Source organism: Prevotella phocaeensis (genome assembly GCF_900065875.1).
Lineage (GTDB): Bacteria > Bacteroidota > Bacteroidia > Bacteroidales > Bacteroidaceae > Prevotella > Prevotella phocaeensis.
In genome coordinates this window covers 1-11926 of sequence record NZ_LT160617.1, presented here as the reverse complement: position 1 = coordinate 11926, position 11926 = coordinate 1, and the positions used below count along the sequence as shown (strand labels likewise).

At 45.3% G+C, this 11926-nt stretch carries 9 protein-coding genes; 6 read left to right on the top strand and 3 right to left on the bottom strand.

Annotated features, from left to right (window positions below; all coding sequences use genetic code 11):
* Positions 1–5 precede the first annotated feature (5 nt).
* The 6 genes from BN3912_RS12135 (at position 6) to BN3912_RS00680 (ending at position 7822) form a co-directional block, all read left to right on the top strand.
* Positions 6–2150 (top strand): DUF4838 domain-containing protein, encoded by a 2145-nt coding sequence (locus BN3912_RS12135; RefSeq protein ID WP_230204606.1) that lies wholly within the window; start codon positions 6–8, stop codon positions 2148–2150.
* Positions 2151–2206: 56 nt separating this feature from the next.
* Entirely contained in the window at positions 2207–4546 is a 2340-nt protein-coding gene (locus BN3912_RS00705) for a glycoside hydrolase family 3 N-terminal domain-containing protein (RefSeq protein ID WP_036859968.1), read from the top strand.
* Between the two features lie 567 nt (positions 4547–5113).
* Positions 5114–5665 carry an RNA polymerase sigma factor gene (locus BN3912_RS00695; RefSeq protein WP_023984974.1) on the top strand — a complete coding sequence of 184 codons (552 nt, stop codon included), beginning with the start codon at positions 5114–5116 and terminating at the stop codon, positions 5663–5665.
* Entirely contained in the window at positions 5662–5946 is a 285-nt protein-coding gene (locus BN3912_RS00690; RefSeq protein ID WP_023984975.1) for a hypothetical protein, read from the top strand. Before BN3912_RS00695 ends, BN3912_RS00690 begins: the two co-directional genes overlap by 4 nt.
* Before the next feature lie 104 nt (positions 5947–6050).
* Entirely contained in the window at positions 6051–6518 is a 468-nt protein-coding gene (locus tag BN3912_RS00685) for a DUF417 family protein (protein WP_023984976.1), read from the top strand.
* A 68-nt stretch (positions 6519–6586) separates the two neighbouring features.
* Positions 6587–7822, top strand: coding sequence for a spondin domain-containing protein (locus BN3912_RS00680; RefSeq protein ID WP_023984977.1), 1236 nt, complete (start codon positions 6587–6589; stop codon positions 7820–7822).
* Between the two features lie 147 nt (positions 7823–7969).
* On the opposite strand, the gene BN3912_RS00675 is transcribed toward BN3912_RS00680, so the two are convergent.
* From BN3912_RS00675 to BN3912_RS00665, 3 genes are read right to left on the bottom strand one after another with little or no spacing between them, the layout of a single operon-like run.
* On the bottom strand, positions 7970–10507 hold the full coding sequence (locus BN3912_RS00675) for an outer membrane beta-barrel family protein (protein ID WP_023983770.1): 2538 nt from the start codon (positions 10505–10507) through the stop codon (positions 7970–7972).
* Positions 10508–10544: 37 nt separating this feature from the next.
* Positions 10545–11225, bottom strand: a complete 681-nt coding sequence (locus tag BN3912_RS00670; protein ID WP_023983769.1) for a DUF4974 domain-containing protein — start codon at positions 11223–11225, stop codon at positions 10545–10547.
* Positions 11222–11791, bottom strand: coding sequence for a sigma-70 family RNA polymerase sigma factor (locus tag BN3912_RS00665; RefSeq protein ID WP_230204604.1), 570 nt, complete (start codon positions 11789–11791; stop codon positions 11222–11224). The genes BN3912_RS00670 and BN3912_RS00665 overlap by 4 nt, the downstream gene beginning before the upstream one ends.
* Positions 11792–11926 lie beyond the last annotated feature (135 nt).

Here is an 11926-nt window from a genome sequence, read left to right as displayed (position 1 = left end):
TTAATATGCCAATCTTTGCCCAATTCCAAATAGTAAAGGATGGTAAACCTAAAGCGGAAATCATCTGTCAAGATGAAACAACTGCTGTAAATAAAGAAGCGGCAGACTTACTTAATATCTTTGTCGAACGGATATCGGGAACTAAACTGCCCATACATTTTGGTAGTAAGAGAAATGCTAAATGTATTATTATCGGTGAAAAAACGGATATGGTGGATGAAGACGGGTTTGGAATTATTTGTAGAGGTAACAAACTTTCTATTCTCAGTGGGGGAGGGAAAGGGGCTATATATGGCGTAGTTCATTTGTTGGAAAAATATATGGGTGTGAATTATTATGCTTATAACGCTTATACACTGACAAAATCTAAGGATATCAGTCTGAAAGATATTCTTGTTTATCAAACGCCCGCTTTCAGATTTCGCCAGACCTATAGCTACGGGAACGATGATCTGATATATAAAAATTGGTTTGCTTTGGAAGATCATCGAGACTTATTCGCTGCTGACATGTGGGTTCATACGTTCAACAGAATACTTCCATCTGCAGTATATGGCAAACAGCATCCCGAATATTATTCGTTTATTAACGGTAAAAGACAACCGGGCGAACACTCGCAATGGTGTTTGACCAATCCAGATGTTTTTGAAGAAGCATGTAAGAAGATAGACTCCATCTTCAAAAGCAATCCTGATATGAAGATGATATCTGTAAGTCAGAACGACGGCAACAATACTAATTGTTCCTGCACAAGCTGTAAAGCTGTCGATGATTATGAAGGTTCTCCATCCGGAACAATCATTCGTTTTATGAATAAACTTGCCCGACGATTTCCGGACAAGGAAATATCTACGCTTGCTTATTTGTATAGTATGCAGCCTCCTAAACATGTAAAACCTTTGCCGAATGTAAATATCATGTTTTGCAGTATAGACTGTAGGCGTGAGGTTCCGTTAACAGACAATGCTTCCGGTCGGGCATTTGTAGATGCTTTGGATGGTTGGTCCAAGATATCCGATAATATATTCGTGTGGGACTATGGCATTAACTTCGACAATGTAATCTCTCCTTTCCCCAATTTCCATATTCTACAGAAAAACATGCAACTATTCAAGGAGAAGCATGCCACAATGATTTTTGAACAAGTGAATGGAACAAAGGGCACCGATTATGCAGAAATGCGGGCTTATGTGTTGGGAAAACTGATGTGGAACCCTTATCTTAATGCAGATTCTCTGATGCTATCATTCCTTAACGGGTATTATGGTAAGGCGACACCTTATCTTTATAGGTATCATAAAATTATGCAAGGAGCCCTCTTGGCAAGTAGGAAAGACCTGTGGATTTATGACTCGCCTATTACTCATAAAAATGGAATGTTGAACAAACCTTTGCTCAAAACCTACAACGAACTGTATGATTTGGCGGAACAAGCTGTTATGGATGACTCGGTAAAATTACAGAGAGTAAGGCTGGCAAGGCTTTCCTTACAGTATGCCGAGTTGGAAATAGACCGTACTAATCCGAATGGCGATAAAAGAAAAACATATAAAAATCTGGCATTGTTTAAAGAAAGAACTGCAGCATACAATATTCCGACTATCAACGAACGAAACAACAAATGTGCAGATTATTGCGAGCTATACGAGAAACGTTATCTTCCTCAAAAAGAGAAAAACAAGGCATTGGGGGCTAAGATTGTTTGGATTGCGCCACCGACAGATAGATATAAACCCATTGCCGATCATGCTTTGACGGATGGACTGTATGGAGGAACATCTTATGTGGAGAGCTGGGTTGGCTGGGAAGGTACTGATGCCGAGTTTATCATTGATTTAGGAGAAAAGAAATCGTTCCGTCAAATCGAAACAGACTTCCTGCATCACTTGGGTGCTTGGATACTTTTACCTGCAGGAGGGAGCTATGCCGTATCCGATGACAATAAGAATTTTACCGAAATCGGCACGTTTAAATTTGATGAAGACAGAGATATTGCGGTTAAATTTGTAAGTGGAAAAATAATTGCAAAAGAAAATATCGAGGCGCGTTTTATCAAAGTAAAAATCAAAGGCATTGGGCAATGTCCTTCTTGGCATTATGGTGTGGGGTATCCTGCATGGTTTTTCGTCGACGAAGTTGTTGTCTTATAGCCATTTTACAAGTTGCAATGGCATTATTCTTTTTTACATCTGTCTTTGTTATAGTTATGAATGCAATATCCAAAAGACTAAATCTGATAATATGTTTATGCTGTGCCATGAATATGGCAGGCAAAAACATTTTGCCTTACAAAAATCCCGCATTGCCTGTAGAAGTCAGAGTAAACGACCTTATCAAGCGGATGACACTTGAAGAAAAAGTAGGGCAACTATTATGTACGCTTGCTTGGGATTATTATTACATCGATGGTAAAGCTGTCAAAGTTTCCCAGAAATTCAAGAAAGAATTGCAGGAAAAGCAGATGGGAATGCTATGGGCAACTTTTCGTGCCGATCCGTGGACTAAGAAAACATTAGCCAACGGACTCGATCCTGAATTGGCTGCAAAGGCCGGAAATGCATTGCAAAGATATGTTATAGAAAATACCCGTCTTGGCATTCCTCTATTTTTAGCAGAAGAAGCACCCCACGGGCACATGGCTATCGGGGCTACCGTGTTTCCTACCGGACTGGGTATGGCTGCAACATGGTCTACAGATGTTATCGAACAAGCCGGTGTTGTCATCGCGAAAGAAATCAGACTACAAGGCGGACACATCAGTTATGGGCCCGTTCTCGACTTAGCTCGTGAGCCGCGGTGGTCTCGTGTTGAAGAAACCATGGGGGAAGATCCTGTATTAAGCGGTACCATAGCGGCTGCCCAAGTAAAAGGGTTAGGAGCCGGCGATATAACAAAACCCTTTGCCACAATAGCTACATTGAAGCATTTCATTGCCTATGGAGTACCTGAAAGCGGGCAAAACGGCGCGCCTTCGATTATCGGAACACGCGATTTGCTGGATAATTTTCTGCCTCCGTTTCGTCGGGCAATCGATGCCGGCGCATTGTCTGTCATGACTTCATACAATTCTATGGATGGCATACCATGCACATCTAATAAGCATCTTTTAACAGAAATATTGCGTAACCAATGGGGCTTCAAGGGCTTTGTCGTGTCTGATTTATATAGTATAGACGGTATCTACGGAACTCATCACACCGTTTCTTCACTTCAAGAGGCGGGTATTGAAGCCCTTAGGGCTGGTGTCGATGTAGATTTGGGTGCCAATGCCTTTGCTCTGTTATGCGATGCCGTGCGCCAAGGAAGAGTCTCGGAAGCAGCTATCGATGAAGCTGTGTTGCGTGTATTGAGAATGAAAATACAAATGGGACTCTTCGAAAACCCGTATGTAAATCCTAAAATAGCAAAGACAGGTGTAAGAACGGCTGGGAATATTCAAGTTGCAGGACGTGTCGCAGAAGAATCCATAACGCTTTTAAAGAACTCGAATAATCTGTTGCCACTAAGTAAGAATATTAAAATTGCGGTTATCGGACCAAATGCAGATAACAGATATAACATGCTCGGCGATTACACGGCACCGCAGCAGACCAGCAATGTAAAGACCATTCTTGATGGAATACGGTCGAAACTTCCGCCGTCTCAAATAACCTATGTAAAGGGATGTTCGATACGCGACACAGTTTTTAATGAAATCGGAGAAGCTGTCAGAGCTGCGCGAGAAGCTGACGTTATAGTTGTGGCTGTGGGCGGTTCCAGTGCCAGAGATTTCGAAACAAATTACCAAGAAACCGGTGCGGCAATTACAAGCAGTAAAGTTATGAGTGATATGGAGTGCGGCGAAGGGTTTGACCGAGCATCTCTGTCTCTCATGGGTATTCAAAGCCGTTTGCTGCAATCATTGAAAGAAACAGGCAAACCTATGGTTGTAGTCTATATCGAAGGGCGTCCTCTCGATAAAACATGGGCTTCCGAGCAGGCCGATGCCTTGCTTACAGCCTATTATCCCGGGCAGGAAGGGGGCAATGCCATTGCCAATGTGCTGTTCGGAGATTACAATCCGGCCGGCCGTTTGCCTATAACTGTTCCAAGAAGTGTAGGCCAACTTCCTGTATATTATAACAAGAAACGTCCTGTTGTGCATAATTATGTCGAGATGACATCTACCCCTCTCTATCCTTTTGGATATGGGTTAAGCTATACATCGTTCGACTACTCGCATTTGAATATTACCAAGAAATCGGAAGAAGAATATGAGGTGTCGTTTGATATACGAAACAGCGGTGAAAGAGATGGCGACGAAGTAGCGCAGCTTTATATAAGCGATAAAGTGGCATCGGTTGTACAACCAGTCAGACAACTGAAAGATTTTGCGCGTATACATCTAAAAAAGGGAGAAACCAAACGGATAACCTTCATCCTGATGAAAGACGATTTATCAATAACAGACCGAAATATGCAGCGTGTTGTAGAGGCTGGAGATTTTGAAATACAGATAGGTAGTTCATCGGAAGACATTAGGTTAAAAGCTAAACTAACGATATGATACATACGTAAGTTCATGATAAGATAACACAGACAATATAGTTTTATTTTTTTATTATCGTCTGCCAGTGTCTTTGTAATTTGTTGTTTGTAACCGGCATATACTATCGGTAGAAAAGAACTTATGTTATTATAGTAAAGGTTACGGAAATCTAAAAAACGTAAAGAAGTAGTAGGTAATTTGGGAAAAGTACTAACTTTGTTTCCCAAATTATACAATCTTTCTTGTCTTGTTTAAGAGAGGAAGAACGGATTTTAGGAACAGTAATCAGCGTTTTGCAGCATCCTATTTTTGCAGGAAATCATGTATGGTTCGTTTTTACAGGCTTTAGACGAATTTCGAGCACATAATGTGTCTGTGATAGGCGTATGTTCTTTTCGGGATAGACGTATGGTGTGTTCTTTTTATCCGGCATGTCTATCGTCATCCGACAGCGGGCCTTTTCCGTTTGGCGGCATCTTTGTCTTTACGATAGCAGTGCATTTGCCGGTCTTGCTTTTTAGCAACTTCGGCCACGAATATTGAAAATATTTTCCGCGGGCAGTGCCCGTTAAAAACTTAGGGTATATGAAACAGGAAAACGAAGAATTGAATAAATGGATCGAACTCTATTCGGAACCTCTTCTGAACAGGGCGTTATCGATGGTAAGAGATAAGGAAGATGCGATGGATTTAGTGCAGGAGGTCTTCATATCTGCGGCTGCCGCTCATGGTAGTTTCGAAAGACGTAGCTCTCCGCTGACGTGGTTGCAGCACATACTGAAGAACAAAACGGCAGATTTTTATAGAGACAGATACCGAAAGCCCGATTGTGTAAGTCTTCCGGAGTTTTTCGATAAATCGGGAGCGTGGACGGATGATACTGTTCTTCACGACTGGTCGCAAAGTTTCGACGAGCCGGATGAGCAGAATGCACTGACGGGTGTTCTAAACAAGTGTTTGGGTTTTCTTCCCCCGCAATGGCAGACTACGGTAAGACTTTACTATCTGGAAGAGAAAAAGACCAAAGAAGTGTGTCAGGAGTTGGATATTGCCACGACTAATCTTTGGAAGATACTTCAACGCAGCCGTATGCAATTAAGGAAATGTATAGAATTAAATTGGTTCGACAAATTATGAAAGCATTGATCAGTAAACTGATTCATATCGTCATTATGCCCTGCAGCCATGTGCCGTTGCAGATAGAATGCGAGCGGGCGGGCAGCCTCTCATTCGTGAAAAGGTTTCGTCTTCGTATGCACCTTTCGGTGTGCAAATGGTGTGCTGCTTATGCGAAGAAAGTGGAACAGATAGACCGTCTACTTACGAAAAAAACTATGGATGACAAAAAAAAGTTGCACTTCGAAAAGACTGAAATACAGCAATTTAAGGATAAAGTGAGAAAAAATATATCTTCTTGATCGTATTTCTTCTGTCAGGATTCAAATAAGTTTCCGACCATAAGTGCAGAAAATCTCTTCAAGAGTTTTTGCAAACAGTAAATAACTTATGAATATCTGACAAGATGAACAACGTAAAATATCTGCTTTCGGGCAACGGAATATATAAACTCGGGTACTATGTTACCCTGTTCGGCACAGCCGTTATTCTTTTATGGATAGGTCTTTTTAAATTCACGCCAACCGAGGCTGCTGCCATCAGGCCCTTGCTTGAGCACCATCCTTTTACCTTTTGGGTGTACGATATATTTAGTGTGCAAGCAGTTTCCGATGTAGTAGGAACGATCGAAATAACAGTTGCTGTCGTACTTCTGTTATCTGTTAAATTTCATTTTCTGAAACAGTATGCCGGATTGGGAATAGTCTTCACATTTCTTATAACACTCAGTTTCTTGTTTTCTACGCCCGAGATGTGGAGAGTAAAAGATGGTGTTCTCGTAACCGACTACTTCATTTTAAAAGACCTTGCGTACCTTGGATTTGGATTGATGCTGCTCGGTAATTCGGGTGTGAAGGGCAAACGGAAAGAATAATACGGAGAGAGAGTCTCCCCACTAAATAAGTAATTATAATGTATATTTTAAAAAACAGTTCAAAATTTATGAAAAAGAATCTATTTAGAGCCGCATTGTCGGCTGTGGTGTTGGCAAGTGCATTTTCGTTCACTTCCTGCAGTAAGGACGATGATACGAAGGCTCCTTCGGGCAATATGCGTACTTTGATGGTGGAAAACATCGTTATGCCGAAGATGTTTGTAGAGAGTGGCACGTTTAAAGGTGTGGGCAGTAAGGATGTTAAGCTCCCGGTTATTCTGCCCGGACAGAGTGTCAGCTTTAAATTCAAGGCCGGAAAAGGACAGGCACTGATGTTTGCCACGATGTACGGAAACTCGAAAGACTGGTTTTTCGCTTCGCAACAACCGGGCATAAAACTGTTCGACGATAAGGGTAAGGCTATGACCGGCGATGTTTCTTCGCAGATGAAATTGTGGGATAACGGTACAAAGAACGATGAAACAGGAGCAAGTGAGGCAAGGCCGGTTATGGAAGTAAGTGGAGTAGATGCTTCTAAGCTGATGAATGTAATGCTGGCTTACGAGGAAATGACCTCCGAGTTTACGCTCACGATAAAGAACGTTTCGGGCGGTACAAAGAACGAAACGCCGTTTTCACCGGGCGTATGGGCGGTTTCGACTTTCGATGGTAAGAAACTTCTTGCCGATAAACCTTTCTTTACTCCGGGCCAGAGAACAAATCCGGAACTTACGGATATCGCTCAAATGGGAAATATCGATAAACTGAAAGCTAAGGTAGAAGCCAATACAGGTATCATTACCGGCATCTCTCCTGTACTTGTTGTGGTGTATCAGGGCGATAAAAATCCTATCTTCGAACTTGGTAAGAAAGATAACGGCATGGGCTTGAAAGAACTTTCTCAAAAGGGTGATGCAAGCAAATTGCAGGAAAGTTTGAAGAAAATGAAGAATGTGAAAGGCGTATATCTTGCAGGCAAGGCTCCTGTAGGCCCGGGAGAAAAGGTGACGACACAGTATAAAGCGGATGATACAGACAAGCTGGCTTTCGTTACTATGTTCGGTTTCTCCAACGACTGGTTTTATGCTAATGAGCGGGCACTCTCTGCTAAGATGAGTGGTAATGTTACTGGCACAACTGCATTGTTCGACTCCGGAACGGGTGTAGACCAATTCCCCGGCGCCGGTAACCGTCAGGCTCTTTTTGGCGGAACACCGCAAGCAGAAAGCAAAGCAATTAGCAAAGTCGGAAACGAATTCCCTGTTCCGGCAGTTAACAAGGTTTTGAGGATAACGATTAAATAAGGGATTATTTCTCTAAAACAGCGGGCAGTGTGGATAGGACTGTATAATGTTCTGTTTGCACTGCCTTTTTTTATTGAAGATACATGGTGTGTGTGCCCGAAAAACAGCTTTACGGTATCATAAGTAGGTTGGCAGGTTCCCTTTTTTCTACATTCTTCCTTTTTCGCTTGCTCCTGCTCCAGTTCCTTTGTACTTACTGTCAGTGGTATTGAAACGGTATGATAGCGTAAGGCTTATGCATCTCGTGTCCATGTACGCCTTGCGGTCTACGGTCATGTAAGCCCCTTTGTATATTGCGCTGTTTCTGTACGTCTTGAACATGTCTGCAGCCTTGAGCCGCACGCTGAGTCTGTCTGCGAGGAATGTTTTGTGCATTGTCAAGGAGAGTTCGTGCCTTGCCCTGTTGTATGTGGTGATTTCGTTTCCGGCCGTTGTGCAGTCGTATCTGAGTGCCGCATGTATTCCTCCGGGGAGGTAGAACGTGTTTGAGAACTTGAACGTCCAGTATGGCTTGTTGAGCCGTGCTGTAATACCTTCTTGTGAAAGGTCGAATATCTGCCTGCTCATTCCTGCGCTGTATCTTGGATGCCATCTTCCTATTCTCTCCGAATATGTCAACATGATGTGCAGGTTCCTTCTTCTTTGAATGTTCACAGGTGTGTACAGTATTGCCTTTCCTCCGTATATCTGGTCAACCCATGCCACGTCGTTGTGCACGTCGGCATATGTGCACAGCATTGTGATACCCCCGTGCTGTGCCTCCAGCGAGAGCGTGTGTATCTTCGAGAATCGCAGCAGCGGGTTTCCTCCCTCGTAGATATGCTCGTCTTCGTACAGCCTGTTTCCCGTGAGGTTTTCGTATGCCGGTCTCTGCGTTCCCGTAGTGTATCCCATGCGGCACGAAGTTTTTCCTTTGGAATATCTCGCCGACAGCGCCGGAAACCATCCTGTGTATCTGGTGCTCTGCTCGTGGCTGAACACCCCGAAGCGGTAGTACTGCGTCCCCGTATGCTCATATCGTATGCCCGCCGCTGCCGAGAAATCTCCCGCAGTGAGGTCGTATTCAGCAAACATGGCCGATGTGTTCTCTCTTATCTCGTCGTCTGAAATGGCCTCAATTCCCCCGCTACCGGTGAAAATGCTTCTTCTTATCGTTCTTACATGCTCTAATCCCACGCTTGCCTTTCCCTTATAACATGAATATGCCATCACGCTTTTGATAGCGAACATCCTTGTGCAGTTGTTGTTCAGCGAGTTTACCTCATACACTCCTTGTTTTTTCTCCACGTGTGCCCCGTTTCCGATCCTGTTGCGCGCATACACGAAGTCTGCGTCGAGGTCTATGTTTATCCTTCCCACAGTCCCGTTGTAGTACATGCATATCGTGGGCATGGTCTTTCCCTTTCGGTCTATCGACATTCTGTTGATGTATTTTTCGGCTGTACCTCCCTCCTGCCTTCCCTTTATTCTGCTGTTTCCCTGTCCTATGGAGTGCATGCGTCGTACGTGGCAGGTAATTCCGGCAGAGTGTGCGCTGCAAAATTCATAGTTTACACGGAACCTCCCGCCTAATTTCGATGTTCTGTCGTCGTAGCAGAGCATCGAGTTTTTCTCAACGATCCCCCTTATGTCCCAGTACGTGTCCTGCTCCTGCCTGCGGTGCAGCATCGAGCATGTCATGCTTCCCGACACGTCCAGTCCTCCCGTTCTGTAGTTCATGCTTGCATTCGCGTTCCCGCTTCCGAATCTTCCCATGCGTGCTTCGGTCTCGAAAGCACCGCTCCATCCCTCTCCCTTCTTCCTTACCGTCCTGATTCTGATGACCGCCGTCACCGCCGCTCCGTAGTGTGTTTCGGGGCTGGCAATCACCTCCACGTTGGCAATCTCTTCCGACTTGAGCAGCGTGAGCTCGTCCCTGTTGAGCACCTTCTTGTTGTTGATGTATATCACCGGTCTTCCCGCCCTTCCGAACACAGCGATGTGTCCGTCCTCAGCGGTGATGTCCGGCAGCATTCCCAGCACATCCTCGGCCGTCCCTGCATGACTCAGATTCGTTCCCTGCACCCCTGCCACGAGTCCTTCCTTTCCTATTCTGTATGCGGGCCTGTGGGCCTTTACGGTCACGTTTCTCACGGGTACCGTGCTTGTGCGCATCCTTATGGTCCCTACGGCTCCCACTTCTGCGGGATGGTACAGCGTCCTGTATCCCACGCAGCTCACCCTCATGAGTACTTGCGATCTGCTTGTCGGTATTACGAAGTCTCCGCTCTCGTTGCTCACCCCTCCGGTTACGAGGGTTGAATCCTCGGGATTGAGCAGCGCAATGTTTGCGTATATTACGGGCTGTGCGTACTGGTCTACGATCCTTCCGATGAGCCTCTTCCCTCCTTTCTGTGTGCATTCCACGAAAATGTTGCTCCCGCTGTCGTCGGTAATGATCCGTATGGGATAAAATCCCACCGCGTCTCGAATGGCTGCGGGAATGGTCTTGTTCTTGAAAGAGGTTGTTACCACGAAGTCTTCCAGTTCGTCGAATATGAAGCTGATGCGGTATTCGTCTGACTCTCGGTCTAATGTTTTGAGCACTTCTGCGAGCGATTCTCCCCTGAAGACGTGGCTTACTCGCTGCGGATGTGCCGTTATTGAACTCAGAATGATGTACAGGATGAGTGCTAACTTTTTCATTGTCTGCCTTTGTTTTTCAAGTGCTACCCCCGTTGTGTCACTCCACTACGATTGTATCCCCGGTGAGAGAAAGGCGTATGTTCTCGAAATGATTGAACAGAGCCACCACCTCTTCGATCGTCTGTCCGCTGTTCCATCTGAGATAAAGCCTTATTGCCCTTAGCTCCGGCCGTGCGTATCTCACTCCGACATGATATACCGAAGCCACGTCTCCGAGTATGTTCTCGAGCGTTTCGTCGTCGTATATGTACGGTCTTGGGCGAGTCATGGCCGTGCGCAGTGCCGTTCCCGCCGTGTCGTCGGGTGTGGCGTTGCAGGCTGTACGTACATCCTGTTCCGGCCTTCCCCCGCCGTCATGTGCGTCATTGTCCTTCCCTTTGGGATGAAGCATGGCGAAAGCCAGCACCGATACCACGGCCAGAGAGGCGACGGACACCACCGCCACTCTCCATGCACTGCGCCGGTGCGTCACATGCGCTCGTCTGAAACGTCGCCATTCCCTCATGGCATCGGGCGTGTGGTCTTCCTTATTCACTTGCTCTGCTGCCATGGCACGTCGTACCTCGCAGAGCTTTTCGTAAAGTTCCCTGCACTCATCGTCTTCGAGAAGCTCGTCCTTGATGCTTTCAGGGAAGTCTTCCGGCCGTTCGATAAGCTGCAGTAGCCGTTCGAGTCTTGTGTTATCTTCCATAATATGGTGGATTGGTTTCTTATTCATTGTATGGTCTTGTTGTTGTCGCGGTGGCCTCTTCGGTGGCCTGAGAATTTTGCCCTCAGCTCCTTTAGTGCCTGAACGACGTGCTTGTTTACAGTCGAAACGCTTATTCCTAGCGCCTCTGCGATCTCACGGTAGCTTTGTCCTTCTCCGTAACGCATTCTCAGTATTCTCCCTGCCTGCGGTGTTAGGTCATGGTCTATGGCATTTAGAAGCTCTTCGATGCGCCTGTCTTCCTCGTCATCCGGCCCGACGACGTTCGACAGCTGCATTGGATACAGCTTCCTTAGTTTCTCGTCCCTTCCCTTCCGTGCGATCAGGTTGAGACACCTGTTTCGTACACATGAGAGCAGAAATGCGTGCTGCGTTTCCTTCTTTAGCGCCGTTCCCTCGTCCCACAGCCTTGCAAAAACCTCGCTTACAACGTCTCTGCTCTCCTCATAGTCTCGTAGGAAAGAGAATGCAAAGCGGTACATTGCGTCGTAATGACGTTTGAACATAAGGGCAAAGAGTTTCTCCTTGTGGTGCATAGGTTTTTTAAAGTAATACAAACAATGTGTTGAAATCATCACCCCTTCGTACCTAAAACCTCCCTTATTTAATACCTATTTTTTATTTCACGTTGAGTGGTACGCCGTGCGCAATTTCCGTATAAAGTTAAGACAATAATTCAGAATACAGCCAAGGAATAAGAACAAAATGAG